The organism is Pseudomonas sp. BC42 (assembly GCF_021560055.1).
In the GTDB taxonomy this organism is placed as follows: domain Bacteria; phylum Pseudomonadota; class Gammaproteobacteria; order Pseudomonadales; family Pseudomonadaceae; genus Aquipseudomonas.
In genome coordinates this window covers 1,798,054-1,824,322 of sequence record NZ_CP091067.1, presented here as the reverse complement: position 1 = coordinate 1,824,322, position 26,269 = coordinate 1,798,054, and the positions used below count along the sequence as shown (strand labels likewise).

The window sequence follows — 26,269 nt, the reverse complement described above, 5'->3', positions numbered from 1 at the left end:
CTAATATTTTGCTTTTGCGCAGTGTGCTACCGGCCAGGGCTTAAAGCAAATTCTTTGTGTTAAGGTTCGACCCCATGGCCATTAAAGAAGCTTTACGCCCCGGCGGCCGCAGCGCCCGGGTTCAGGAATCGATCCATACGGCAGTTCGCGAACTCCTTGAAGAACAGGAGCGTTCGACCCTGACCGTGCCACAGATTGCCACTCGCGCCGGTGTCACCCCGTCGACCATCTATCGGCGCTGGGGCGACCTCTCGGCGCTGCTGGCCGATGTCGCCCTGGCGCGCATGCGTCCGGACAGCGAACCGGCGAACACCGGCAGCCTGCGAGGCGACCTGCGCGCCTGGGCCGAGCAGTACCTGGATGAAATGAGCTCGGAACCCGGGCGCAACATGATGCGCGACGTGCAGAGCAGCGCCACGCCAGGCTATTGCGTGACGATCCTCAGCGCTCAACTGCAGACCATCCTCGAACGCTATCGGGACAGTGAAGAACGCCTGCCGGACATCGACCGCCTGCTGAACCTGATCGTGGCCCCGACGGTGTTCCGCATCCTGTTCTCCGCCACCCCGCTGTCGGTGCCGGAACTGCACGCCCTGATCGAGCTGGCCCTCCTGCCCTAGCCTGCGGATACGGCGGCCCGACCCTGCGACATCAGACCGCGCTGATACCTTGGTCGACACTGACGCCAACGACACATCGTGCCAGACTGTCTGGCCGGGCTGAGGTGCCCGGTGTCTTTGCTCCGGAGTTTCCATGTCGTTGTCCAGCGGGCTGATCGCCGCCGTTGCCCTGGCCTATATGGCCATCATGTTCGCCATCGCTTTCTACGGTGATCGGCGCAGCACGCCCCTGCCGCCACGGGTCAGGGCCTGGGTATACAGCCTGTCGCTGGCCGTCTACTGCACCAGCTGGACCTTCTTCGGCGCGGTCGGCCAGGCCGCCGAGCAGCTCTGGGCCTTCCTGCCGATCTACCTGGGCCCGATCCTGCTGCTGGTACTGGCGCCCTGGGTGCTGCAGAAGATGGTGATGATCAGCAAGCAGGAGAACATCACCTCGATTGCCGACTTTATTGCCGCGCGCTACGGCAAATCCCAATCCCTGGCGGTGGTGGTGGCCTTGATCTGCCTGGTGGGCGTGCTGCCCTACATCGCCCTGCAGCTCAAGGGCATCGTCCTCGGTGTCAACCTGCTGATCGGCGCAGGGGCCGATGCCATGGGCACCCGGGCCCAGGACACGGCGCTGATCGTGTCGCTGATCCTGGCGCTGTTCACCATCGTCTTCGGCACCCGCAACCTGGATGCCACCGAGCACCACCGCGGCATGGTGCTGGCGATTGCCTTCGAGTCACTGGTCAAGCTGTTCGCCTTTCTCGCCGTGGGCGCCTTCGTCACCTTCGGCCTGTATGACGGTTTCGACGACCTGTTCAACCAGGCCATGCTGGCGCCGCGCCTGGAGCAATACTGGAAGGAAACCATCAACTGGCCATCGATGGTGGTCCAGACCGGGGTGGCGATGATGGCGATCATCTGCCTGCCACGGCAGTTCCACGTCACTGTGGTGGAGAACATCGAACCCCAGGACCTGCGCCTGGCCAAATGGGTGTTCCCGGCCTATTTGGCCCTGGCGGCGCTGTTTGTGGTGCCCATTGCCCTGGCCGGACAGATGCTCCTGCCCAGCAGCGTGCTGCCGGACTCGTTCGTCATCAGCCTGCCCCTGGCCCAGGCCCATCCGTCCCTGGCCCTGCTGGCGTTCATCGGCGGCGCTTCGGCCGCCACCGGCATGGTGATTGTGGCCAGCGTGGCGCTGTCGACCATGGTGTCCAACGACATGCTGCTGCCCTGGCTGCTGCGCCACAAGAATGCCGAGCGGCCCTTTGAAGTGTTCCGCCACTGGATGCTCTCGGTCCGCCGGGTCAGCATCGTGGTCATCCTGCTGCTGGCCTATGTCAGCTATCGCCTGCTGGGCTCCACCGCAAGCCTGGCGACCATTGGCCAGATCGCCTTTGCCGCGGTGACCCAACTGGCACCAGCCATGCTCGGCGCGCTGTACTGGAAGCAGGCCAACCGTCGCGGGGTGTTCGCCGGGCTCGCCGCCGGCACCTTCATCTGGTTCTACACCCTGATCCTGCCCATCGCCGCCCACAGCCTGGGCTGGTCCCTGAGCAGTTTCCCCGGTCTGGCCTGGCTGCACGGCAACCCGCTGAACCTGCCGATCACGCCCCTGACCCAGGGCGTGGTGCTGTCCCTGGCCGGCAACTTCACCCTCTTCGCCTGGGTCTCGGTGCTGTCCCGCACCCGGGTTTCCGAGCACTGGCAGGCCGGACGCTTCATCGGCCAGGAAATCAGCGGCCGCCTCAGCTCGCGCTCCATGCTGGCGGTGCAGATCGATGACCTGCTGAAGCTCGCCGCGCGTTTCGTCGGCGAGGAACGCGCCCGCCAGAGCTTCATTCGCTTCGCCTATCGCCAGGGCAAAGGCTTCAACCCGAATCAAAACGCCGACGGCGAATGGATCGCCCACACCGAACGCCTGCTCGCCGGTGTTCTTGGCGCCTCCTCGACCCGTGCCGTGGTCAAGGCCGCGATCGAAGGCCGGGAGATGCAGCTCGAAGACGTGGTGCGCATCGCCGACGAAGCCTCGGAGGTCCTGCAGTTCAATCGTGCCCTGCTGCAAGGGGCGATCGAAAACATCACCCAGGGCATCAGCGTGGTGGACCAGTCGCTGAAACTGGTGGCCTGGAACCGTCGCTACCTGGAGCTGTTCGATTACCCGGACGGCCTGATCAGCGTCGGCCGGCCGATTGCCGACATCATTCGCCACAACGCCGAACGCGGCCTGTGCGGCCCGGGGGAAGCGGAAGTCCATGTCGCCCGGCGCCTGCACTGGATGCGCCAGGGACGGGCCCATACGTCCGAGCGCCTGTTCCCCAACGGCCGGGTCATCGAGCTGATCGGCAATCCGATGCCCGGCGGCGGCTTCGTCATGAGCTTCACCGACATCACCCCCTTCCGCGAGGCCGAGCAGGCCCTCACCGAGGCCAACGAAGGCCTGGAGCAGCGGGTGGCGGAACGCACCCACGAACTGTCCCAGCTCAACGCCGCCCTGACCGAAGCCAAGGGCACGGCGGAAGCCGCCAACCAGTCCAAGACCCGTTTCCTTGCCGCCGTCAGTCACGACCTGATGCAACCGCTGAACGCGGCAAGACTGTTCTCCGCCGCCCTCTCCCATCAGGACGACGGACTCTCGCCCGAAGCCCAGCAACTGGTGCAGCACCTGGACAGCTCGCTGCGCTCCGCGGAGGACCTGATCAGCGACCTGCTGGACATCTCGCGCCTGGAGAACGGCAAGATCACCCCTGAACGCAAGCCCTTCGTGCTCAACGAGCTGTTTGACACCCTGGGAGCGGAGTTCAAGGCTCTGGCCCAGGAACAGAACCTGCAGTTCCGGGTGCGTGGCAGCCGCTTGCGGGTCGACAGCGACAGCAAGCTCTTGCGCCGGGTCCTGCAGAACTTCCTCACCAACGCCTTCCGCTACGCCAAGGGGCCGGTGCTGCTGGGGGTACGCCGTCGCGGCGACTCATTGAGCCTGGAAGTCTGGGACCGTGGACCGGGCATCCCCCAGGACAAGCAGCAGGTGATCTTCGAGGAGTTCAAGCGCCTGGACAGTCACCAGACCCGCGCCGAAAAAGGCCTGGGCCTGGGCCTGGCGATTGCCGATGGCCTGTGCCGGGTGCTCGGCCACCCTCTGCAGGTGCGTTCCTGGCCCGGTCGGGGCAGCGTCTTCAGTGTCAGCGTGCCCCTGGCCCGCAGCAGCGCCATTGCCCCGGGCAAGACCGCCGAGCTCAACGGGCAGTCGCTCAATGGCGGGCAAGTGCTCTGCGTGGACAATGAAGACAGCATTCTGATCGGCATGAATAGCCTGTTGACGCGCTGGGGGTGTCAGGTCTGGACCGCGCGCAACCGCGAGGAGTGCGCGGCGCTGCTCAAGGACGGCATCCGTCCACAATTGGCGCTGGTGGACTACCACCTGGACGATGGCGAAACCGGCACCGACGTCATGGCCTGGCTACGCACTCAGTTGGGGGAGCCGGTGCCTGGCGTGGTGATCAGTGCCGATGGACGTCCGGAGATGGTCGCCCAGGTGCACGCGGCGGGGCTGGATTATCTGGCCAAGCCGGTTAAACCGGCGGCCTTGCGCGCCCTATTGAGCCGGCATCTACCACTGGGCTGAGCCTGCGGCGGATTACTCCGGCAACTCCAGCTCGCGCCCTTCGGCATCAGTCATGGCGCGCTCCAGCAAATCGCTCGGCAGGCTCTTGCTGGCACGGGCGCCCAGCAACTTGAGCTGTTCACTGCGACTGACCAGGTTGCCCCGGCCCTCGGTAAGCTTGTTGCGCGCCGCCGAATAAGCCTTGTCCAGCTGCTGCAGGCGATTGCCGACTTCATCCAGGTCCTGGATAAACAACACGAACTTGTCATACAGCCAACCTGCGCGCTCGGCGATTTCCCGGGCGTTCTGACTCTGGCGCTCCTGCTTCCACAGGCTGTCGATCACCCGCAGAGTGGCCAGCAAGGTGGTCGGACTGACAATCACGATGTGCCGATCGAAGGCTTCCTGAAACAGATTGGGCTCGGCCTGCAGGGCCGCGGAAAAGGCCGCCTCAATGGGCACGAACAGCAGCACGAAGTCGAGGCTGTGCAGCCCTTCAAGGCGCTTGTAGTCCTTGCCGGACAGGCCTTTGACGTGATTGCGCAACGACAGCACATGCTGCTTCAGGGCCGCCTGGGCAATCTGCGGGTCATCGCTGCCGACATACTGCTGATAGGCGGTGAGGCTGACCTTGGAATCCACCACCACCTGCTTGTCGCCCGGCAGCATGATCAGCACGTCGGGCTGGAAACGCTCGCCGTCCGGCCCCTTGAGGCTGACCTGGGTCTGGTATTCGCGCCCTTTCTCCAGGCCGGCGTGCTCCAGGACCCGTTCAAGTATCAGTTCGCCCCAGTTGCCCTGGGTCTTCTGGCCCTTGAGGGCGCGAGTCAGGTTGGTGGCCTCATCGCTCAGACGCAGATTCAGTTGCTGCAGGCGCTCCAGTTCCTTGGCCAGGGAAAACCGCTCGCGGGCCTCGGCCTGATAGCTTTCCTCGACCCGTTTCTCGAACGATTGAATGCGCTCCTTGAGCGGGTCCAGCAACTGCCCGAGACGCTGCTGGCTGGTTTCGGCGAAACGCTGTTCGCGCTCGTCGAAAATCTTGCCCGCAAGTTCCGCAAACTGGGCCCGCAGTTCGTCCCGGGAACCCTGCAAATCGGTCAGGCGCTGCTGGTGGCTTTCCTGTTGCTCGCGCAGTTCGGCGTGCAACGAAGCGGCCTGGGCATCCAGGCGACGCAGTTCGTTCTCCTTGGCGGCTCGCTCGAGGTTCCAGGCGTGGGCCGCGTCACGGGCGTTATCGCGCTCGATCTGCAGCAACTCCACTTCACGCCGCAAGGCGGCCAGGTCCGCTTGCTTGAGGGCATTGGCCTGACTCAGATCACTGACTTCATCGCGGCAGGCATCCAACTGCGCAGCCAGGCCTTCCTGGGCCAGCTGGGCAGTGGCCAGACGCTCCTCCAGCAGCGCCAGCTCGCTCTGACTGGAACTGGCGCGCCGCTGCAGCTGCCAGGCCAACATCAGTAACGGCAACGCCGCACCCGCCAGGCCGAGCAGCAGGCTGGTCAAGTCCATAGCCATAGCGATTCCTGTCATCGAAATAAGAAATGAAGGTTAACCAAGCCACCAGAGGTTGGACAGCTCAGTCTTCGATGCGACCCAGCTCAAGTTGCGCACGGCGGTCGCCGGCACGGGCAGCCTGGCGCAAGAGATCGTGACCGATTCGCCGGTCCCGAGCGTTGCCGCACTCGCGGCACATCAACTGCCCCAGGCGACTCTGCGCCGCTACCACGCCATCACGCGCAGGTTGCTTGAGCAAACGCCCGGCAAAGTACTTGACGTTGGTGTTGTGCCCCAGGCGTGGACTGTCCAGCAGCCATAGGGCAACCCGCAGGGAAAAGCGCTTGGGCTCGGTAACACTGGCAGGGGTGGCGGTAACAGAGGGTGATACTGAGCGAAACTTCATAAAGCACTGTGGGGGCAGATCGGAAGGCGCGCCACTCTACTCCTTTTTTCGCTCGGGTAAAGACCAAAAGAGCCAGCATGCCCGTGCTAGAGCAAGCGCTTGGGACAATCCACAGAAGCTGTGGATAACTCAGTGGACAACCCCTCCACAACCCTCCCAAAGCCCCATGAGACGGGCCTTGCAGTCAAACTGACGATTTTTTCACCAGTCAAAAAAGACGATGTTTATCATTGACTTAAATTCTCGAGACAGGCTATGGGAGCCGCCCCGGGGAAGGTGACAACCCGGTGACATGTGGCGCAACAAGTGTGCACAACCCTGCGCACATTAAGCTCGGCAATGCACCACTTTCGTACACCGCGCCGTCTCGCAGGTGACACAATCGTCACCCCGTGATGTCGTTGCCCAGGGAATATTTTTCCTAGCACACTTGCATTCCGGCCTTCAACCCAATAGACTCCGCCCCGTTAGTACCAAGCTGAAAGTCAATTCTGGTCGAACAAGTCCCACCGACACCTCTCCTAACGAGAACAACGTCGAATATCAAGGACCGACCACCTCGCTGGTTTCCAGGTAATTCTCAAACTGACACCGCCCTTGAAACGAAATCAAAGGCCGTGCCCAAGTTACTTACTCTGACCGAACCAACCTGCAAATTGATCAGGATCGCCACCCTGGGCACAGAACCTTTGCCCTTGTTGTGTTGCCTGCCCTCCTAAGTACCTACCTGCCAGCCCCTAGCGCAACCTTATTACAGCGCTGCAACTGGCTGCTTTGTTCCAGTCGGGTTCTTCGTCTGACCAATGGTGGTCGACGTTACTGGAACGTTTTAACGCTGCACGGTTCTTAACCGTGTCATTTGTAGGAACACCTAATAATTATGTCCACTCAACTCCAGACTCAGGATGCCATTCGCACCCTAACCCACGCTTTTGCTCCGTTGAACTGCCTGATCATGGCCGCTCGCAAAGGCTGCTTCAGCTTCACCCTGGTCAACGAACACGGCATCGCCCGTCACAGCGAACGCCTGTATCCCGATCAATACTCCAGCGCCGAACCGCTGCAGGCCGTGATCGAGCGTACTCGCCAGGCCCTGGTGGCCTGATACGCCAGAGCGCTGAAACCCCAAGAGCCTCGCCTGATCGCGGGGCTTTTTATTGCCTGCGATTCGCCAATACCCGCCTCCAACCAAAGCACCAATAGATATAAGGCTTATAACAAGAGCTCAGAAATGTTTTAAAAACAGGCCTTTACAACATAGATATGACACTACACTTCAAGTCAGGCGGCCCGCGCCGCTTCCGGCAAACCTGATCCCTTCATTGCTGCCAAGCACCTTCGGGTTTCGCCGGCCACCTTCACCCCTCGAGGGCATTATGGGTATCGCCGCCAGCGAGTTGTGCCGCTATGTCATTCGCCCGACGCTGATGTACCTGGGCAGTCATAGCAAAACCGCTGAAGCCTTGTTGCTGGGCATTGCCGCCAGTCAGTCGGCGCTGGGCTCGGCACTGCACGATCGCCGTGGCCACGGCCTGTACCGCATCACTGAAGTGCGCCACCAGGCCCTCTGGGATCACTACCTGGCGCTGGACCCGGAACGGGCCAGCCTGGTGAGAGGACTGGCCAGCCAGCATGCATTCCTCGCCGGACCGCACCTGGAACTGACCGTCAATCTGCGCTACGCCACCGCCATCGCCTGGTTGCTGGTGGAACAACAACACACCCCGCTCCCCGCAGCCGACGATCTGCTCGGCATGGCCCGTATCTGGAGGAAGACCTTTCAACCACAAGGACGTTTGAGAGATTTCGCCTGTGCCTGGCAAACCTGTGTTTCACCGTTGAGCCAAGTCGCCTGCTGATACCGGCTTTTACAAAATCAGAGAAAAAAGCCGATTTTGGTCGGATTGTCCTACAAAATGCCGGAAAATCTACTGATTTAGCCTATAGCGCCGTAGCCGAAATGTTGGTAATTTTCGCCTCGGTGATCATCAGGAGTTCTAATAATGAAAAAAGTCATGCTCAAATCCACCATCAGTCTCGCAGTTGCACTTGCCTCTACTCAGCTATTTGCCAGCGGCTTTGCTCTTAACGAACAAAGCATTAGCGGCATGGGTACGGGTTTCGCGGGACGTTCTTCCGCTGCCGATGACGCAAGTACTGTATTTGGTAACCCAGCCGGCATGTCCCGCCTCAAACGCCAGCAAGTCACTGGCGGTATGGCTGCTATCGATGCATCCACCGACCTCAAGGACACCAGCGGCAGCCGCAGAGGCACCAACAAGGGCGATATGGTGCCCTTCACCGCCGTACCCATGGGCTTCTACGTCAAACCAATCGATGACCAATGGGCATTCGGCCTGGGCGTTTATGCTCCGTTTGGCCTGGTCACCGATTATGAAAACAACTTTCAGGGACGTAACTTCGGCAGTAAGAGCGAAGTTAAAGTCGTAACCTTCCAGCCAACGGTCAGCTACGCCTTCAACGATAAGGTCTCCATCGGTTTTGGCCCGACCATCAACCGGATTTCCGGCGTGCTGGAATCGGCGCTGACCACTCCTGCCTCGCCTAATGACGGCCGGGTCCAGATCAAAGGCGACGACATTGGTTACGGCTACAACATCGGGGTTCTGGTCCAGGCGACCGACACCACTCGTGTCGGCCTGACCTACCACTCCAAAGTGAACTACAAACTGGAAGGCCATACCGAAGTCACTCCAGGAGCCGGTACCAACCCGCTTCTCTTGAAAAGCAATCGCTATGACGCCTCTCTGAAGATCGAAACTCCAGAGTCCTATGACCTTTCGGTCACCCAAGAGCTGAACGATGCCTGGAAGCTCTATGCCGGTACCACCTGGACCCGCTGGAGCCGCCTGAAGGACATCACCGTCAACAACGAAGGTGTGACTGCCTCCTCCGGCGGTGCACTGGCCCCAATCCTGAACCTTGGCACCATCAAGGAAGAGCAGAACTGGCACGACACCTGGGCTTACGCCATCGGCACCTCGTATCAGCTGAACAAACAGTGGATCTTGCGTACCGGTCTGACCTTTGACCAAGCGCCGACCAACAACACTGACCGCTCGCCTCGTATCCCTACCGGCGACCGGACCATCTTCAGCCTGGGTGCCGGCTGGAGCCCGACAGACGACCTGACCATCGACGTGGCCTACTCGTACCTCAAGGAAGAGAAAGTCAACGTCAACCGCAAAAACGCACTCGGCCAGACGTACAACGCCGAGTACGAAAACAGCGCAAACGGTTTTGGCGTAGGTGCAACCTACCGCTTCTAATCGTTCAGAGGCCTGCGCCTCCAGAGCTGAATAAAAAAGCCCCGCCTTTCAAAAGGCAGGGCTTTTTCATTTACCGGGACGAAAAGCTCAAGACTTCGACGCCAACGCCTTCTCCACCGCCTCCAGGAATTCCGGATTATCCGGTTTGGTCAGGCTGGAAAAGCTGGCAATCACATTGCCCTGTCGATCCACCACGTATTTGTAGAAATTCCACTTCGGCGCGCTGCTCTGCTGCGCCAGTACCTTGAACAGGTGCACCGCATCCGTCCCCAGGACCTTCTGTGGCTCGGTCATGGTAAAGGTCACGCCATAGTTGACGTAGCAGACCTTGGCCGTCTCGGCCCCGTCCTTGGACTCCTGCTTGAAGTCGTTGGACGGCACGCCCACCACCTCCAGCCCCTGCTCCTTGTAACGCTGATACAGCGCTTCAAGACCTTTGAATTGCGGCGCGAACCCACAGAAGCTCGCGGTATTGACCACCACCAGCGGCTTGCCGGCGAAGCGCTGACACAGATCGATGGATTCCTTGGCGTGCAACTTGGGCACAGATCCCTGCAGCAACGCTGGACAATCCGCCGCCCAGGCCGAACCGGCAAACAGTGTGAGTAATGCCGGAACCACAAACCAGCGCTTAGCCATGTTCAATGTCCTTCAAGAGTGGTCGGACACCGACGTTACTCGCCCCTGCGCCCACCTAGCAAGCACCCATGCCCAACTGCATCAGCGCCAGTCCGCCGCGATGCCACCCACACCAGGCCAGCCACAACAGCACAAGGCCAACGCCCAGGCCGGCGCTCCAACCCAGCCATGACTTCATGCTGCACTCGCCTGCAAGCGCGCCACCGGCCGCTCGCGCACCGGCCAATTGAGAGCCGCGGCCAACAGACTGAGAAGAATCGCCACCTGCCAGATCAAGTCATAACTCCCGGTACGGTCATACACCACGCCCCCCAGCCAACCGCCAAGGAAGGAGCCCAGCTGATGGAACAGGAAGACGATGCCGCCAAGCATCGATAGGTTCCTGACCCCGAACAGGGTCGCGACCGTGCCATTGGTCAAGGGCACGGTGGACAGCCAGAGAAAGCCCATGGCCATGCCGAACAGGTAGGCACTGGTCTGGGTCACCGGCAGCCACAGGAACAGGCCGATCACCACCGCCCGCAGCAGGTACAGACCGGTCAACAGCCGCGGCTTGGACATCCGCCCGCCCAACCAGCCCGCCGTGTAAGTGCCAAAGATGTTGAACAAGCCGATCAGCGCCAGCACCGTGGTTCCGACTGTCGCCGGTAGATGCTGATCCACCAGATAGGCCGGCAGGTGCACGCCGATGAACACCACCTGGAAACCACAGACAAAAAAACCGAACGCCAGCAACCAGAACCCCGAGTGAGAACAGGCTTCACGCAGGGCCTCGCCCAGGCTCTGTTCATGCCCCAGCACCGGCAGCGGCTTGTCCTTGAGCATGCTGACCAGCGGCACGATCAGCGCCACAAGCAGCCCCAGCACCAGCAATGCCGTCGACCAGCCCAGCCAGCCGATCAGCCCCAGGGTTCCCGGGAGCATGGCGAATTGGCCGAAGGAGCCTGCAGCACTGGCGATCCCCATGCCCATGCTGCGCTTTTCCGGCGGCAAGGCACGACCGACCACCCCGAGAATCACCGAGAAGGAGGTTCCGGACAAACCGATGCCAATCAGCAACCCGGCACTCAGGGACAGGCTCAGCGCCGAATCCGAAAGCCCCATGAACACCAGCCCGACCGCGTACAGCACGCCGCCGATCAACACCACCCTGGCCGCCCCAAAGCGATCGGCCAGGGCTCCGGTAAAGGGCTGGGCCAGCCCCCAGATCAGGTTCTGCAGGGCAATGGCAAAGGCGAACACTTCACGCCCCCAACCGAACTGCGCACTCATGGGCGGCAGAAACAGGCCAAAACCGTGCCGCACGCCCAGGGACAGCGCCAGGATCAATGCACTGCCGAGGAGGACCCAACCACTGGTGCGCCACATCGATGACATTTTTATTCTCCAGTTACGGGTATATACCCGCTTGTAATCAAACGAAGCAGCATCAGGCCAGTTCGTTCAGCAAGGCCAACAAGGTTTCACGCTTCTGCGCGCCCAGGCGATCGATCAGTCGCTGCTGAGCCGCCTCCCAGGCCGGCAAGGCCGCCGCCAGTCGCTCGTGCCCCGCCTCGGTCAATTGCACCAGACGATTGCGCTGATCATCACCTTCCAGCAAGCGGACCAGACCGGCCGCCTCCAGCACCCGCACATTACGTCCCAGGGTACTGCGATCCAGGCCCATGGCCTCCGCCAGGCTGGAAATGCTCGGCTGATCGAGACGCAGCAGATTGTTCAGCAAGGAATACTGGGCGACGTTAATCCCGAAGCCATCAAGGACGCCGTCGTAATACCTGCTGACGCCACGCGCGGCACGACGCAGATTGGTGCACAAACATTGAGAGGGAAGCATGGTGCGTGTATATACCCGCGATTAATTCAAGGCAAGAATTTTCCACTCAATCGGCAGATCCGGATCTGCCTCAAAATGCCACCACCGCCAGCAGCACGGTCACCTCCAGCAACTCCAGCAGCGCCCCGGCGGTGTCTCCGGTGGTGCCGCCCAAACGCCGCATCATCAACTGGCGCAACCAGACAAACAGCACCAGCGCCAGCAGCAGCGCCCAGAGTCCGCTGTAGCCGCCCAGCAGCAAACAACCGAGCACGCTCACCCCCAACACTTGCCGCCCTGCTAGCCGTGGCAGGTGATCGGCAAGAGCCTGCCCCAGACCGCCGGCGCGAACATAGGGCGTACTGAGGAACAACCCCAGCAGCGCCGCACGCCCGATCAACGGCGCCAGCAACAAGGCGAATGCCTGCTGCTGCTCGATCAGCGCCACCAGAGCGGCGAACTTGAGCAGCAACACCAGCACCAGAGTCACCACCGCGATCGGTCCGCTGCGCGGGTCCTTCATGATGCTCAAGGTGCGCTCGCGATCGCCAAAGCCCCCCAGCCAGGCATCGGCGCTGTCGGCCAGCCCGTCCAGGTGCAGGCCGCCGCTGAGCAGGACCCAGGCAGCCAGCAACAGCGCTGCATGCAGCAGCAACGGCGTTCCCGCAAGCAGCGCATGCAACCCACACAGCAACAGGCCAAACACCAGCCCCACCAGCGGATAGAACAACAGGGAGCGCCCCAGCTCTTGAGGTTCCGGCATGCCCGGCAAGCGCACCGGCAAGCTGCTGAGAAACTGCAAGGCAATCCAGAACGGCAGCATCTCAGCCCTCCTCGCTCAGCAGGCCCGGGGCGACTTTCAGGCTGAACAACGCGCCATGACTCACTTCGACACTCAACAACTGCTCCCGGGGCAGCCCCCGCGCCCGAGCAAGCAACAGGCGCATGACCCCGCCATGACTGATCAACAGCACCCGCTGCCCGGCCCACGACTGGTACAGGCCATCAATGGCCCCCAGCACCCGCCGGGAAAAGTCCGCCACCGGCTCTCCCTGGGGCGGTGTGAAGCTGTAGGGATCGGCCCAGAAACGCCCCAGGTCCTCGGCGTCGGTGTCCATCAGCGCCGCCGCGCTGCGCCCTTCCCAGGCGCCAAAATGCAGCTCCTGCAGATCAGGCGCCAAACTCAGGGGCACCTCCAGCCGGGCAGCCAGTTGCTCGGCAAACCGCGAACAGCGCTGCAACGGCGAACTGACGATCCGGTCCCAAGGCCCGCGCCCCTGAACCCCATCGCGCATCTGTTGCCAACCACGCTCCGTCAGGGCGTCATCCAGGCTGCCGCGCAGGCCGCCGCCCAGTTCGGTTTCCCCGTGGCGCAGCAGGTCCAGGTGCAAGGTCATGCCGGGCGATCCGCCACCGCCGCCTCGGCGAAGGTCGCCATCTGCCCGTGCAGATCGCAGGCCAGACGCAGCAATGGCACCGCCAGCGCCGCACCGCTGCCCTCCCCAAGACGCAAGCCCAGGTCCAGCAGCGGCTCGGCCTCAAGGGTCTGCAACACATGCCGGTGTCCCGGCTCCGCACCCTGATGGGCAAACAGCAGCCAGGGACGACAGGCCGGATTCAGACGCACCGCCACCAGCGCCGCGACGCTGCAGATAAAACCATCCACCAGCACCGCGATGCCTTCCTGGGCACACGCCAGATAGGCGCCCACCAGCGCCGCCACTTCAAACCCGCCCAGGTTGAACAGGGTTTGCAGGGCATCGCCACGGGAGGCGGCATGCCGCGCCAGGGCCCGTTCGATCACTTGAGCCTTGTGGCTGACTCCGGCGGCATTCAGGCCGGTGCCCGGACCGGCCAACCGGGCCACCGGGATATCCAGCAAGGCACAGGCAATGGCGCTGGCAGCCGTGGTGTTGCCAATGCCCATTTCACCGCCGATAAACAGCTGGGCGCCCTCGGCACGGGCCCGCAGCACGCTGTCACGCCCGGCCTGCAGGGCCTGCTCGCCCTGATCCGGGGTCATGGCCGGTCCCTGGACAAAATTTTGCGTACCCGCGCCCAGGTTCAGGTGGCGCACCCCCGGCAGGTTCAAACCGGACGCCACCGTTCCCAGGTCCACCACTTCCAGTTGCGCCCCCAGTTGCCGCGCCAGCACGCTGATCGCCGCCCCACCACTGACAAAGTTCAACAGCATCTGCCCGGTGACCTCTTGCGGATAGGCGGACACCCCTTCGGCGACCACCCCGTGATCACCGGCGAAGATCGCGATCCACAACCGCTCAAGGCCAGGCTTGAGCTGCCCCTGTAAACCGGCCAGGCGCACCGCCAGGGGCTCCAGCTGGCCAAGAGAGCCGGCCGGCTTGGTCAGTTGCTGCTGTCGCGCCAATGCTTGCTCGACCATCTGCGCATCGATCGCCTTGCATGGATCCAGCCACCAGGAGTTACTCATAACGCAGTTCCTTTCAAAGTCAGGGGCAGGCCGGCCACCGTCAGCACCACACGCTGACACCGCTCGGCCAGAGCTTGATGCAGCCAACCGGCTTCATCCACGTAACGGCGAGTCAATTCGCCCAGCGGCACGACACCCATTCCGGTTTCGTTGCTGACAAAAATGATCGTTCCCGGCAGACCGGGCAGGCACTGCAACAAGGCGTCGCGCTCGGCCAGCAGACGCTCCCGGTCATCCAGCATCAGCAGGTTGGTCAGCCACAGGGTCAGGCAATCCACCAGCAGGCAATGCCCGGGGGCGGCGGCTTGCTGCAGCACCCGGGCCAGCTCCAGAGGTTCTTCGATCAAGCCCCAATGACTCGGCCGACGCTCGCGATGATGGGCGATACGCTGGTTCATCTCGCCATCCAGAGGCTGGCTGGTAGCGATATAGGTGACCGCCAGGGCGCTGTCGGTGGCGAGTTGTTCCGCCAGGCGACTCTTGCCGGAACGGGCACCGCCGAGAATCAGTTGCAGCATGCTTGAGCACCTTTGAAATGAATGTTCACCGCAGTTCTAGCGACCACAGAGCGTGAGCAGCGCGCGGGTGTCCAGATGCCGCTCCACCAGATCCGCCAGCCGCTCGATATCGCGCTCGCGCAAGGCGTGGTAGTCCACCTCCTGCACCGCCTCCAGGCCGGCCCAGCGTAGCAGCGCGCTGCAGGCCGCCGGGGTTTCGAACAAGCCGTGCAGGTAAGTGCCGAGAATCTGCCCGTCGGCGCTCAAGGCACCGTCGCTACGCCCATCGTCCAACTGCACGGCGGCCTGCTCCAGGGCCGGGCCACGAGTGACCCCGGCGTGAATCTCATAGCCACTGACCGCCGCATTCTCCAGGGTCAGGCGGCCACTGACGTTGCGCAGCTGCTTCTCCTCTTCAAGCACGGTTGCAAAGGCCAGCAGGCCCAGGCCCGGGCTGGAACCGGCTGTGCCCTCGAGCCCCAGCGGGTCATGCAACTGCTCGCCGAGCATCTGCAGGCCGCCGCAAATACCCAGCACCTTGCCGCCGTAGCGCAGGTGCCGGGCAAGAGCCTGCTCCCAGCCGTTGCTGCGCAGGTAAGCCAGGTCGCCGCGCACGCTTTTCGAACCGGGGAGGATGATCAGGTCGGCGGCAGGAATCGCCTGCCCGGGCCCGATGAATTGCAAGTCGACCTGGGGATGCAAGCGCAGCGGATCGAAATCCGTGTGGTTGCTGATCCGCGGCAACACCGGCACCACCACCTTGAGCACTTGCTCGACCTTGCCGGCCTGACGCTGATCGATGCCGTCCTCGGCTTCCAGGTGCAGGTCCATCACATAGGGCAGCACCCCGAGCACCGGTTTGCCGGTGCGGGCCTCCAGCCAGTCCAGTCCCGGTTGCAGCAGGGCCAGGTCGCCTCGGAAGCGGTTGATGATGAAGCCCTTGACCCGCGCCTGCTCACTGGGTGACAGCAGTTCCAGGGTGCCCACCAGATGCGCGAACACCCCGCCGCGGTTGATATCGGCGATCAGCAGCACCGGGCAGTCCACCGCCTCGGCAAAGCCCATGTTGGCGATGTCGCCGGCGCGCAGATTGATCTCCGCCGGCGAGCCGGCACCCTCCACCATCACCACCTCATAAGCCCCCCGCAGGCGCTCATGGGAAGCCAGCACCGCCTGCATGGCGATGGCCTTGTAGTCGTGATAGGCCACGGCATTCATGGTGGTCACGGCGCGACCGTGAATGATCACCTGGGAGCCGGTGTCGCTGTTGGGCTTGAGCAACACCGGGTTCATGTCGGTGTGGGGCACCAGGTTGGCCGCCTGGGCCTGGACCGCCTGGGCCCGACCGATTTCGCCACCGTCGGCGGTCACCGCACTGTTGAGCGCCATGTTCTGCGGCTTGAACGGCACCACGCTGACGCCCTGGCGCAACAGCCAGCGACACAGCGCGGTAACCAGGGTGCTCTTGCCGGCATCCGAGGTGGTGCCCTGCACCATCAGGGTGGTCATGGGTAATCCTTGCGATAGGCCTGCAGCGCCTGCTCCAGGCGCGCCCAGTCGGCATCGTCGGCGGGCAGGCCGAAGCGCAGGCTGCTGTTGTGGGCGAACAGCCGCAGCAGAATGCCGCGCCGTGCCATGAATTGATAAAGCTGCTCGGCCTCGGCGGTGATCAGCCATTGGAACAGGGCACAGCCGCCCTGGGGCTTGAAGCCGAACCCTTCCAGGACCTGACTCAGGCGCTGGCTGGCTACCTCGCTGCGCCGGCGCTGCCGCACATGCCCGTCGACATCCCGCAGGCACGCCTGCCCCAGCACCCGGGTCGGTCCACTGACCGCCCAGGGCCCCACCTGCTCCGCCAGCAGCTTGAGCAGCCGACGCTCGGCCAGGACAAACCCCAGGCGCACGCCGGCCAGGCCGAAGAACTTGCCAAACGAGCGCAGGACAATCAGCCCCACCTGATGGGCATGCCGGGCCAGGCTCAGGTCCGGGGTGTTGTCCATGAAGGCTTCATCCACCACCAGCCAGCCGCCGCGCTGGGCCAGGCGGGCATGCCAGTCCAGCAGGCGCTCCGGAGTCAGGCTCAGGCCGGTGGGGTTGTTGGGGTTGACCACCACCAGCACATCGAGGCTGTCGAGAAAGAAATCCACTTCCTGCTCCAGCACCTCTCGCACCCGGTAGCCACTGCGGCGCCAGGCTTCGGCGTGCTCGGCATAACAGGGCGACAACACCCCGACCTTGCCCGCCCGCCGCAGTCGCGGCAGCAATTGGATCGCGGCCTGGGAACCGGCCACCGGCAGTACTTCGTCGGCACCGTAGTAGGCACAGGCCGCCTGTTCCAGACCGTCATCGGTTTCCGGCAGGCGCGCCCAGGCCCGCAAGGGAATGGCCGGAATGGGAAACGGCCAAGGCGCCAATCCGCTGGACAGATCCAGCCAGGCCTCTTCGGCAATCCCGTATTCCTGGGCCGCCTTACGCAACCTTCCGCCGTGCTCAAGCATAGAATTCCGCCCCCAGACACAGAATCAACAACCACAGCCAGACACCTCGCTGCACCAACTGCCAGCCACGATCAATGGAGTCGGCACTGGCCGGCTCGCCCTCGCCCAGAGGCGGACGCTGATGCAACTCACCGTGATAGATCGCCGCCCCGCCCAGTTCCACTCCCAGGGCTCCCGCTCCGGCCGCCATGACCGGGCCGGCATTCGGGCTGTCCCAGGTCGGGCCCTGGCGGCGCCAGCACTTCAGCGCCAGCCGGGTCTTGCCGAGCAAGGCGTAGGTCAGGGCCACCAGACGCGCAGGAATGTAGTTGAGCAGGTCGTCGATCTTCGCCGCCGCCCAGCCGAAACGCTCGAAACGCTCGTTACGGTAGCCCCACATCGCATCCAGGGTGTTGCTCAGGCGATAGAGCACCACCCCCGGTGCGCCGGCCACGGCAAACCAGAACAACGCGGCGAACACGGCGTCGCTGCCGTTCTCCAGCACCGATTCAGTAGCCGCACGGGCCACGGCGGTGGCGTCCAGTTCGCTGGTCTGGCGGCTCACCAGGAACCCCACCCGGTGCCGTGCTTCCTGCAGATCATCGCTGCGCAAGGCCTGAGCCACCGGTTCGACGTGCTCGCCGAGGCTACGCAGGCCCAGGGCGCAATACAGCGCCAGGATCTCCACCAGCCAACCGATATAGGGCAGCCAGGACAGCGCGGTGGCCAACAGGGTCAGGGGCAGTACCGCCAGCACCCAGGCGCTGACGCCATGACTGCGCCAGCCCCGGCCCGCGGCGTTGAAACGTTGCTCGATACGATCCGCCATACGACCGAAGGCCACCAGCGGATGCCAGCGCTTGGGTTCGCCCAGCAGCGCGTCCAGCGCCACGGCGGCGACACTCAGCAACGCCACGCTCATTGACTCACTCCCCAGTAATTCTCATACAGCAACTCACTCAATGGCCGGGGCTGCGCCCAGCCCTGCAGCGCCAGCATCGGCGCCGGATAGAACTCGGTAACCGGTCCCAGGCACAGCACGGCCAGGGGCTTGGCACCGGCGGGCAACCCCAGCAGGTCGGCCAGGGCCTGGGGCTCGAACAGCGACACCCAGCCCATGCCCAGGCCTTCGCTGCGCGCCGCCAGCCAGAGGTTCTGAATGGCACAGGACAGCGAGGCCAGGTCCATTTCCGGCAGGGTCCGCCGGCCGAAGACATGCCGCTCGCGGCCATCCATCAGGGCCGCCACCAGCACCTCGGCACAGTCATGGATGCCTTCGACCTTAAGCTGCATGAACTCATCGGAACGCTCGCCCAGCGCCTCGGCGGTGCGCACCCGCTCCTCCTCCACCAACTGCTGGATACGCCCGCGCAACGGGCGATCGCTGATGCGGATAAAACGCCAGGGCTGCATCAGCCCCACGCTGGGCGCCTGATGCGCCGCCTCCAGCAAACGGCGCAGCAACTCGGGCTCGACACTGCCGCCGGCGAAATGCCGCATGTCCCGGCGTTCGGCGATGGCGCGATACACGGCCTCACGCTCCGCCGCAGAAAATCCCTGCTCACTCACCGCTCACACTCCCTGCAGGAGACGGAGCGAACAACGCCGCTACCGCTGCCGGATTGGACGGAAAGTAGAAATGCACATAAGAAGCGGTCATCCGCCCGTCGCGATACACCGCCTCTGCCCCACGCCCACCGTTGGGACTGATGCCACGGGCAATCGGCTCAAGGGCGGTCGTGGTCAGGGAGTGATGGTAGGTATGGCCACGCAAGCCGCCCTCCGGCAACTCCACGGCCTGCAAGGCCAGGGCGGCCAGTCGCTTCTGCATCACCGCCGCGCCGGGCAGCAGCCCCAGCAGCTCGGCGCACCGGCCTTCGACGTCGGTCAGGGAGTCGAGCAGGTACAGCATGCCGCCACACTCGGCCAGCAATGGCTTGCCCGCACCATGGTGGGCGCGAATCGCGTCGAGCATGGCGCGGTTCTGCGCCAGGGCCTGGTGGTGCAACTCTGGGTAGCCACCGGGCAGGTACAGGCTGTCCGCCTCAGGCAGCTGCGTGTCATGGATAGGGGAGAAGAAATGCAACTGCGCCCCCATGGCCCGCAACAGATCGAGGCTGGCACCGTAGGTGAAGGCAAACGCCTCGTCGCGGGCCACGGCGATGCGCACCCCCTCCAGCAAGGGCGCGCAGGCCACAGGCGCTGGCGCGGCAAAACTCACCGCAGGCGGCAGCTCCACCTGGCAGCTGCTGGACAACGCCTCGGCGGCGGCATCCAGGCGCAGGTCGAGATCATTCAGTTCACGGGCCTGCACCAGCCCCAGGTGCCGGCTGGGCAGTTCGATATCGGTTTCCCGGGACAGGGCGCCGTACCAGCGCAAGCCTTCGGTGAGGCTGCCTTCGAGCAACTGCGCGTGGCGCAAGGTGCCGACCCGGTTGGCCAGCACCCCGGCGAACGGCAGGTCCGGCTGGTAACGGGCCAAGCCCAGGGCCAGCGCCCCGAAGGTCTGGGCCATGGCGGTGCCATCGATCACCCCGAGCACCGGCACCCCGAAATGCCGTGCCAGATCGGCACTGGAAGGCGTGCCGTCGAACAGCCCCATGACCCCTTCGATCAGGATCAGGTCGGCGTCAGCCGCGGCTTCCCAGAGCAAGCGCCGGCTTTCCTGCTCGCCCACCATCCACATGTCCAGCTGGTACACCGGAGCGCCGCTGGCGCGTTCGAGAATCATCGGGTCGAGAAAGTCCGGACCGCATTTGAACACCCGTACCTTGCGCCCCTGATTGCGGTGCAGGCGAGCCAGGGCGGCGGTCACGGTGGTCTTGCCCTGGCCGGAAGCCGGTGCGGCAATCAATACCGCCGGGCAATGACGAACATCGGTCATGAAGTCACACTCACAGCTCAACACCTTTCTGCGCCTTGATGCCGGCCTGGAAGGCATGCTTGACCATGCCCATTTCGGTGACGGTATCCGCCAGTTCGATCAGCTCCGGCTTGGCCCCGCGACCGGTCACCACCACATGCTGCATGGGCGGACGGGCCTGCAGGTCGCTGAGCACCTGGTCCAGATCCAGGTAACCGTGCTTGAGGGCGATGTTCAGCTCGTCGAGTACAACAAGACCAATCTCCGGGTCGCTCAGCAGTTCCCTGGATACCGCCCAGGCCGCTTCGGCCGCGGCGATATCGCGCTGGCGATCCTGGGTTTCCCAGGTAAAGCCCTCGCCCATCACATGAAAGCGCACCTGCGGCGCAAAACGCCGGAAGAACAGCTCTTCGCCGGTGCTGTTACGACCCTTGATGAACTGCACCACGCCGCACTGCATGCCGTGGCCCATGGACCGCGCCAACATGCCGAAAGCCGAACTGCTCTTGCCCTTGCCATTGCCGGTCAGCACCAGCAACAGGCCACATTCGTTGGGCGAGTTGGCGATGCGCTCATCGATCACGGCTTTCTTGCGCAACATGCGCGCCACATGGCGCTCGTCACGATCGGGGGATTCACTCATGGGGCAGCTCTCCGTTGGGGCTGGGGAACGGCGGGCAGGAAAAGGAATAGACGGCGCAAGCCTGGCATCGCCCACCGTGATGCCGTTGGATGGATCAGGCCGGTCTCCGGGCTCATGAGGGGCATTGCTGCCTGACTGCGCGCCTTCCCATGTCGTGGACACAGTGGCATCTGGCGCAGCCTTGACTCATCTACCGTTGCGGGGGCAGCGCCGGAATCGTCGCCATGTCCATCGCTGGAACAGGCCCTGACCGGCTTCCCTGTTTCACTCTGTCGACCAGCGGCCACAGAGCACCTGAAACAAGTCGCGAAGGTTAGAGGGTTGGGGGTGGAGCGTCAATTAAAGCCAGGCGTCGCTTGGCACACAAAACTGCACCGCATCAACAAACTGGCGCCAATCTTGTGCCACACTCAGCGAGTTGATATCAAATAGCCATAATTCAACCCACCCACCGCCAGACAACAATAAGGACGGACCCCGATGCAAGGCATGATCATCAGCAATCCAAAGCTGGAATTCCTGCGCCCGATGCTGGAACGCTGGTTTGATTGCATTGACCGCTACAACGCTGTTCGTGGCGATAGCGAAACCCCTTACTGGTTCGACGAGCAGGCCAACCTGGGATTGCTTTCCGCCGCCGCCTGGATGGCGGAGATGGTCAGCCTCGAACACAGCCCCAGCAAAAAGCAGCAGGAAGAAGGCGCCCGCAACGCACGCACCGATCTGTACCTGGCCACCCGGGAAGAACGCGCCTACATTCAGGCCACCCAGCGCTGGCCCCAGGTCAACGGTCTGCACCTGACCCAGGCCTTGCTCGACATTGCCGGTGACGCGAGAAAGATCAGCTACCCCAGCGACCTGCGGCTTGGCTGCCTGTTTGTCAGCCCGCAGAAGGCTCAGCACAGCGCCACCCCGGAAGAACTCCAGGACATGCTCGACGAGCTGCAAAAGGAACACTGCTGCGCGGTGGCCTGGTACTTTCCATACGCCTATCGCAAGTTGCACAACGAGGCCGGCCTCTACCATCCCGGGGTCGCCGTACTGTTCAAGGAAGCCCGCTGATCAGGCGGAACCATACGCCGGCTATGCTCCTCTATGACTAGGACGTCCGTGCATTCATAGGGAAATCAGCATGCTCAAGTCTCGACACGCTTTGCTTATCGCGATCGCCGCCGGCCTTACGGCCTGTGGCGAAACCTCCAGCCTGCAAGTTTCCGACGGCACCGGCCCGACCCCCAAGCTGCCGGAGCCCAATCCGACGCTGATCCCCACGGTGAACATCGCCCCGGCGATTGGCTGGCCCAAGGGCAGCAAGCCATTGGCGGCAGCCGGCACCCAGGTCAATGCCTTCGCCGAAGGCCTCGATCATCCACGCTGGCTCTATGTCCTGCCCAACGGCGACGTACTGGTGGCGGAAACCAATGCACCGCCCAAACCCGATGACAGCCGGGGCATTCGCGGCTGGATCGCCGGAAAAATCATGGGCCGCGCCGGCGCTGCGGTGCCCAGCGCCAACCGCATTACCCTGCTAAGGGATCAGGATCACGACGGCGTGGCCGAAACCCGCAGCGTGCTCCTGGACAACCTGAACTCGCCGTTCGGCATGACCCTGGTCGGCAATGACCTGTATGTGGCGGACACCGACAAATTGCTGCGCTTTCCATACCAGGCCGGCGACACCCGGATCACCGCAGCCGGCACCAAGGTCGTCGATCTGCCCGGCGGCACGCTCAATCACCACTGGACCAAGAACGTCATCGCCAGCCCGGACGGGAGCAAGCTCTACGTCACCGTCGGCTCCAACAGCAACGTCGGGGAAAATGGCCTGGACCAGGAGCAAGGCCGCGCCGCGATCTGGGAGGTGGATCGGAACAGCGGACAGCACCGCCTGTTCGCCACCGGCTTGCGCAATCCCAACGGCTTGGCCTGGGAGCCGGTCAGCGGGGCGCTATGGACCGCGGTGAACGAGCGCGACGAGATCGGCAGCGACCTGGTGCCGGACTACATCACCTCGGTCAAGGACGGCGCCTTCTACGGCTGGCCCTTCAGCTACTACGGGCAGCATGTGGATGTCCGGGTCAAACCGCAGAACCTCGACCTGGTGAGCAAGGCCATCGCCCCGGACTACGCCGTTGGCCCGCACACAGCCTCTCTGGGGCTGACCTTCGCCCAAGGCAGCAAGCTCCCCGCTCCATTCACCGAAGGCGCCTTCATCGGTCAGCATGGCTCGTGGAACCGCAAGCCCCATAGCGGCTACAAAGTCATCTTCGTCCCCTTCAGCGCCGGCAAACCCCAGGGGCCGCCCGTGGACGTGCTCAGCGGCTTTCTCAGCGCCGATGAGAAGGCTTACGGACGCCCGGTTGGGGTTGTGATCGATCAGCAAGGCGACTTGCTGGTGGCCGATGACGTCGGCAATACGATCTGGCGGGTATCGGCCGCCAAAGCCCCCTGATTCAGCGCTTGCGGCACAGGGTCAAGCCGTCCCCCAGGGGCAGCAGCGACAGATCGATGCGCGAGTCGTCCTTCAAGGCCCGATTGAGCGCCTGGATGGCTCGGGTATCTTCGCTGGCGGGCTCCACCTCCAGCACACGCCCGCTCCACAAGGTGTTGTCGAACACCGCCAGGCCACCGACTCGCAACAGACGCAACGCGGACTCCAGATAGGCCGGGTAGTTGGCTTTATCAGCGTCGATGAAGATCAGGTCGAAAGATTCGAGCCGGCCGGCCAGTTCCAGGCCGGCCAGGGTGTCCAGCGCCGGAGCCAGGCGCAGTTCGATGCGTTGCGCTAACCCCGCCTCCTGCCAGTAACGACGAGCCGTAGCGTTGTAGTCGCCGGGCAGGTCGCAACAGATCAACGAGCCGTCTGCGGGAAGGGCCTGCGCCATGCATAAGGCGCTGTAGCCGGTAAAGGTTCCCACTTCCAGCACTTGGCGAGCAGCGGTCAACTTGATCAATAGCGCAAGAAACTGCCCCTGCTCCGGCGCCACCTGCCAACGGGCATTGGGCAGGGCCTGGGTTTCATCCCGCAGACGTCGCAGCAGCGGCGTTTCGCGCAGGGAAACATCCAGCAGGTATTGATACAGGGCATCGTCGAGGTTGAGCGTACGCGCAGTCACAAGCACCTCGACCAGAGTGGATTATGGATTGTGCGCCAGGTGTTCCGGCTGCAGCACGCGCTTGGCGCTCAGGTAGGCTTTCTGCCAGTAGGCCTTGGACAGGCTGTCGAGCTTCACCGTACCGCCGGTGGCCGGAGCATGGACAAAACGCCCCTCACCAACATAGATCCCGGCATGGCTGACCTGGGAGCCGCCATTGGTGGCGAAGAAGATCAGGTCACCGGTTTGCAAGGCGTTCTTGCCCACGTCCGGCGCCTGCATGCCGATCATTTCCCGGGTCGAACGTGGCAGGGAGATACCCGCGGCATCGCGGTAGACATAGCCAATCAGGCCGCTGCAATCGAACCCGGAATCCGGAGTGTTGCCGCCCCAACGATAAGGCGTGCCGACCAGACCCAAGGCGCGGAACAGCACATCTTCAGCAACGGGAGAAAAAGCCTGGGAGGAATTGAAAACCGGTGCACGTACCACAGGCACAGGTGGCGGGGTACGACTGGCGCAAGCGCTGAGCAGCGCGGCGAGGGCAATAAGGGCAAATCGGGCCGAGGTCGACATAAGCTGAACAATCCTGATCGGGATGCGGCTTTCTCTGCCGTGGTACTGAAAACAAAACCGCGTAAGCAGGGCTTACGCGGTTAGTTTCAACAATAGATCAGGATTCTAGCGTCTACGCGCCAAACTTCAAGTAAGACTTTAAGTTCGCCCTACAAACTATCCGTTTATTTGCGTGCGGTGACCACGGTTGGCGCCATGGCGAGAGCCCGCTTGGCTTCGATGAAGGTCTTGCTCCAGTAGCTGTCACCCAGGCTATCGACCCGCACACCGCCACTGCGGCGGCTGCTGGAGTGGATGAACTGATCATCGCCCAAGTAGATACCGGCATGACTGACGCGCCCGCGACCGTTGGTGCTGAAGAACAGCAAATCACCCGGCTTGAGGTTGTTGCGCGCCACCAGAGGGGCCTTGACGTTGATCATTTCACGAGTGGAGCGTGGCAGATTCATGCCCGCCTCTTCGCGAAACAGATAGCCGATGAAACCGCTGCAATCGAAGCCGGCTTCCGAGGTACCACCGAAACGGTAGCGGGTACCGATCAGGGACATGCCACGCTCGAGGATGCTGTCAGCCAGAACTGGCAACTGGTAAGGCTTGCTGTCAGAGAACTCTGCCAGTTCCTTTTCAGTTGCCAGCTCTTCCTGGTAAACAGCGGAAGACTGATTTTTGACGGAGACCTGAGCCTGCTGGGCAGTTTGCTGCTGGGACACCGGAGTGTGGGAAGCGCAACCAAACAACAGGGTAACGAGTGCGAGAGGCACGAGGGGTGCGAAGCGATTTAGCATGGGCACGACCGTGGCTTGAAATAAATGAAGACGCGACTATGCCTTCTATCGCCCTCATTTGCAAATTCAATCGATCAGAATGTGACTTATGAGTTTCTTCCGTACATCTAAGGCTTTAAGCCCATTTTAAGTCCGACGCTCTTTGGAACCCCTTCCAAAGGCGCGTTTTCTGACGCCTGAAATATGCCGAAGGCCTGCAAGAAAACGGCTGCAGGCCTTGGTTTTACCAGCCCAGGGTCTCTTTCAGAAAGGGGATGGTCAGCTTGCGCTGAGCTTGCAACGAGGCCTGATCAAGACGTTCGAGCAGCTCGAACAGAGCACTCATGCTGCGGGTTCCACGGGTCAGAATAAAATGCCCGACTTCGTCGGTCAGATGCAGCCCACGACGAGACGCGCGCAGTTGCAAGGCACGCAATTTGTCTTCATCGGAGAGCGGACGCATCTGAAAAATCAGCGCCAGGGTCAGGCGGGATTTCAAATCCGCCAGCTTCACCGGCAACTCACGGGGCGAGGTCGAAGCGGCAATCAGCAAGCGCCGGCCACTGTCACGCAAGCGATTGAACAGATGGAACAGCGCCTCCTCCCAATCAGCCTTGCCCGCTACCGCCTGCAGGTCATCCAGACACACCAGCTCGTACTGCTCCAGGTTGTCGAGAATCTCGATACCGCGATCCAGCAGCTCCGCCAGCGGCAGATAAACCGCAGGCTCCCCCAACTGCTCAAAACGCAAACAGGCCGCCTGCAGCAAGTGCGTACGGCCCACGCCGTCCTTGCCCCAGAGATAGATCAGGCTTTCGGTCCAGCCGGCGTCGGCTTCGCAAAGGCGCTCGACGTAGCCGAGTGCAGCGGCATTGGCGCCTGGGTAGTAGTTGATGAAGGTGGCGTCGTCACGCAGACGCACACCTAGGGGCAGCTGAATCGGTTTCATGCTGACTGAACAGTTCCAAAGGAACCGTTAGTGGCCTCTGTGTAAAGTTTGCAAAGTTTATACCCGTGACGCCGAGCGCACAATGCAGCAGACCACAAGCAAAATCAA

At 62.9% G+C, this 26,269-nt stretch carries 27 protein-coding genes and 1 riboswitch; of the genes, 7 read left to right on the top strand and 20 right to left on the bottom strand.

The genetic code is table 11. From position 1 onward, the window contains the following. Positions 1 to 74 precede the first annotated feature (74 nt). Positions 75 to 620 carry a TetR/AcrR family transcriptional regulator gene (locus L1O02_RS08695; RefSeq protein ID WP_060840525.1) on the top strand — a complete coding sequence of 182 codons (546 nt, stop codon included), beginning with the start codon at positions 75 to 77 and terminating at the stop codon, positions 618 to 620. 133 nt (positions 621 to 753) lie between these two features. After that, entirely contained in the window at positions 754 to 4,227 is a 3,474-nt protein-coding gene (locus L1O02_RS08690) for a PAS domain-containing hybrid sensor histidine kinase/response regulator (RefSeq protein ID WP_060844345.1), read from the top strand. 12 nt (positions 4,228 to 4,239) lie between these two features. On the opposite strand, the gene rmuC is transcribed toward L1O02_RS08690, so the two are convergent. Both rmuC and L1O02_RS08680 read right to left on the bottom strand, forming a co-directional pair. Beyond that, positions 4,240 to 5,607 carry a DNA recombination protein RmuC gene (gene rmuC, locus L1O02_RS08685; RefSeq protein WP_164990747.1) on the bottom strand — a complete coding sequence of 456 codons (1,368 nt, stop codon included), beginning with the start codon at positions 5,605 to 5,607 and terminating at the stop codon, positions 4,240 to 4,242. Positions 5,608 to 5,782: 175 nt separating this feature from the next. Beyond that, a complete protein-coding gene (locus L1O02_RS08680) occupies positions 5,783 to 6,106 on the bottom strand; it encodes a hypothetical protein (protein ID WP_082729289.1) in 324 nt (107 codons plus the stop codon). Positions 6,107 to 6,986: 880 nt separating this feature from the next. On the opposite strand from L1O02_RS08680, the gene L1O02_RS08675 reads away from it, so the two are divergent. From L1O02_RS08675 to L1O02_RS08665, 3 genes are all read left to right on the top strand, one after another. Then, the gene (locus L1O02_RS08675) at positions 6,987 to 7,211 is read left to right on the top strand and encodes a hypothetical protein (protein WP_060840529.1); all 225 of its coding nucleotides are present in this window, start codon (positions 6,987 to 6,989) and stop codon (positions 7,209 to 7,211) included. A 271-nt stretch (positions 7,212 to 7,482) separates the two neighbouring features. Then, positions 7,483 to 7,965 (top strand): hypothetical protein, encoded by a 483-nt coding sequence (locus L1O02_RS08670; protein WP_016967458.1) that lies wholly within the window; start codon positions 7,483 to 7,485, stop codon positions 7,963 to 7,965. Between the two features lie 144 nt (positions 7,966 to 8,109). Next, entirely contained in the window at positions 8,110 to 9,396 is a 1,287-nt protein-coding gene (locus L1O02_RS08665) for an outer membrane protein transport protein (RefSeq protein WP_060844347.1), read from the top strand. A gap of 87 nt (positions 9,397 to 9,483) precedes the next feature. Here the strand turns inward: L1O02_RS08665 and L1O02_RS08660 are convergent, their stop codons facing one another. The 14 genes from L1O02_RS08660 to cobO form a co-directional block, all read right to left on the bottom strand. Continuing rightward, complete coding sequence (locus L1O02_RS08660; RefSeq protein WP_016967460.1) at positions 9,484 to 10,035, bottom strand: redoxin domain-containing protein; 552 nt, start codon at positions 10,033 to 10,035, stop codon at positions 9,484 to 9,486. A gap of 55 nt (positions 10,036 to 10,090) precedes the next feature. Further along, complete coding sequence (locus L1O02_RS31100; RefSeq protein WP_281063683.1) at positions 10,091 to 10,213, bottom strand: hypothetical protein; 123 nt, start codon at positions 10,211 to 10,213, stop codon at positions 10,091 to 10,093. Next, entirely contained in the window at positions 10,210 to 11,403 is a 1,194-nt protein-coding gene (locus L1O02_RS08655) for an MFS transporter (RefSeq protein ID WP_161799188.1), read from the bottom strand. The genes L1O02_RS31100 and L1O02_RS08655 overlap by 4 nt, the downstream gene beginning before the upstream one ends. 61 nt (positions 11,404 to 11,464) lie before the next feature. Then, a complete protein-coding gene (locus tag L1O02_RS08650; RefSeq protein ID WP_047305612.1) occupies positions 11,465 to 11,869 on the bottom strand; it encodes a MarR family transcriptional regulator in 405 nt (134 codons plus the stop codon). Positions 11,870 to 11,939: 70 nt separating this feature from the next. Then, positions 11,940 to 12,671: an adenosylcobinamide-GDP ribazoletransferase gene (locus L1O02_RS08645; RefSeq protein WP_108546110.1), complete on the bottom strand. Its 732-nt coding sequence runs from the start codon at positions 12,669 to 12,671 to the stop codon at positions 11,940 to 11,942. Between the two features lies 1 nt (position 12,672). Then, complete coding sequence (cobC, locus tag L1O02_RS08640; protein WP_060840531.1) at positions 12,673 to 13,245, bottom strand: alpha-ribazole phosphatase family protein; 573 nt, start codon at positions 13,243 to 13,245, stop codon at positions 12,673 to 12,675. Beyond that, positions 13,242 to 14,297 carry a nicotinate-nucleotide--dimethylbenzimidazole phosphoribosyltransferase gene (cobT, locus tag L1O02_RS08635; RefSeq protein ID WP_108546111.1) on the bottom strand — a complete coding sequence of 352 codons (1,056 nt, stop codon included), beginning with the start codon at positions 14,295 to 14,297 and terminating at the stop codon, positions 13,242 to 13,244. The genes cobC and cobT overlap by 4 nt, the downstream gene beginning before the upstream one ends. Further along, positions 14,294 to 14,815 (bottom strand): bifunctional adenosylcobinamide kinase/adenosylcobinamide-phosphate guanylyltransferase, encoded by a 522-nt coding sequence (gene cobU, locus L1O02_RS08630; protein ID WP_060840533.1) that lies wholly within the window; start codon positions 14,813 to 14,815, stop codon positions 14,294 to 14,296. The genes cobT and cobU overlap by 4 nt, the downstream gene beginning before the upstream one ends. A gap of 36 nt (positions 14,816 to 14,851) precedes the next feature. Next, complete coding sequence (locus L1O02_RS08625) at positions 14,852 to 16,303, bottom strand: cobyric acid synthase (RefSeq protein WP_108546112.1); 1,452 nt, start codon at positions 16,301 to 16,303, stop codon at positions 14,852 to 14,854. Then, positions 16,300 to 17,292, bottom strand: coding sequence for a threonine-phosphate decarboxylase CobD (gene cobD / locus L1O02_RS08620; RefSeq protein ID WP_108546113.1), 993 nt, complete (start codon positions 17,290 to 17,292; stop codon positions 16,300 to 16,302). The genes L1O02_RS08625 and cobD overlap by 4 nt, the downstream gene beginning before the upstream one ends. Continuing rightward, positions 17,285 to 18,193: an adenosylcobinamide-phosphate synthase CbiB gene (gene cbiB, locus L1O02_RS08615; RefSeq protein WP_060840536.1), complete on the bottom strand. Its 909-nt coding sequence runs from the start codon at positions 18,191 to 18,193 to the stop codon at positions 17,285 to 17,287. The genes cobD and cbiB overlap by 8 nt, the downstream gene beginning before the upstream one ends. Then, the gene (gene bluB, locus L1O02_RS08610) at positions 18,190 to 18,840 is read right to left on the bottom strand and encodes a 5,6-dimethylbenzimidazole synthase (RefSeq protein ID WP_060840537.1); all 651 of its coding nucleotides are present in this window, start codon (positions 18,838 to 18,840) and stop codon (positions 18,190 to 18,192) included. Before bluB ends, cbiB begins: the two co-directional genes overlap by 4 nt. Next, a complete protein-coding gene (locus tag L1O02_RS08605; protein ID WP_108546114.1) occupies positions 18,833 to 20,155 on the bottom strand; it encodes a cobyrinate a,c-diamide synthase in 1,323 nt (440 codons plus the stop codon). The genes bluB and L1O02_RS08605 overlap by 8 nt, the downstream gene beginning before the upstream one ends. A 10-nt stretch (positions 20,156 to 20,165) precedes the next feature. Further along, the gene (gene cobO, locus L1O02_RS08600; protein WP_108546115.1) at positions 20,166 to 20,777 is read right to left on the bottom strand and encodes a cob(I)yrinic acid a,c-diamide adenosyltransferase; all 612 of its coding nucleotides are present in this window, start codon (positions 20,775 to 20,777) and stop codon (positions 20,166 to 20,168) included. A gap of 79 nt (positions 20,778 to 20,856) precedes the next feature. Further along, positions 20,857 to 21,090, bottom strand: a riboswitch (cobalamin riboswitch). Between the two features lie 167 nt (positions 21,091 to 21,257). Here cobO and L1O02_RS08595 point away from each other — a divergent pair. Together L1O02_RS08595 and L1O02_RS08590 are read left to right on the top strand one after the other, a co-directional pair. Next, a complete protein-coding gene (locus L1O02_RS08595; protein ID WP_108546116.1) occupies positions 21,258 to 21,839 on the top strand; it encodes a hypothetical protein in 582 nt (193 codons plus the stop codon). 70 nt (positions 21,840 to 21,909) lie between these two features. Beyond that, positions 21,910 to 23,229, top strand: a complete 1,320-nt coding sequence (locus L1O02_RS08590) for a sorbosone dehydrogenase family protein (protein ID WP_060840541.1) — start codon at positions 21,910 to 21,912, stop codon at positions 23,227 to 23,229. Position 23,230: 1 nt separating this feature from the next. Here the strand turns inward: L1O02_RS08590 and L1O02_RS08585 are convergent, their stop codons facing one another. From L1O02_RS08585 to hda, 4 genes are all read right to left on the bottom strand, one after another. Continuing rightward, the gene (locus L1O02_RS08585) at positions 23,231 to 23,893 is read right to left on the bottom strand and encodes a class I SAM-dependent methyltransferase (RefSeq protein WP_060840542.1); all 663 of its coding nucleotides are present in this window, start codon (positions 23,891 to 23,893) and stop codon (positions 23,231 to 23,233) included. 21 nt (positions 23,894 to 23,914) lie between these two features. Next, positions 23,915 to 24,448 (bottom strand): C40 family peptidase, encoded by a 534-nt coding sequence (locus L1O02_RS08580; protein WP_060840543.1) that lies wholly within the window; start codon positions 24,446 to 24,448, stop codon positions 23,915 to 23,917. A gap of 164 nt (positions 24,449 to 24,612) precedes the next feature. After that, complete coding sequence (locus L1O02_RS08575; RefSeq protein ID WP_016966222.1) at positions 24,613 to 25,233, bottom strand: NlpC/P60 family protein; 621 nt, start codon at positions 25,231 to 25,233, stop codon at positions 24,613 to 24,615. Positions 25,234 to 25,456: 223 nt separating this feature from the next. Next, positions 25,457 to 26,161: a DnaA regulatory inactivator Hda gene (hda, locus tag L1O02_RS08570; protein ID WP_007898944.1), complete on the bottom strand. Its 705-nt coding sequence runs from the start codon at positions 26,159 to 26,161 to the stop codon at positions 25,457 to 25,459. Positions 26,162 to 26,269: the final 108 nt, after the last annotated feature.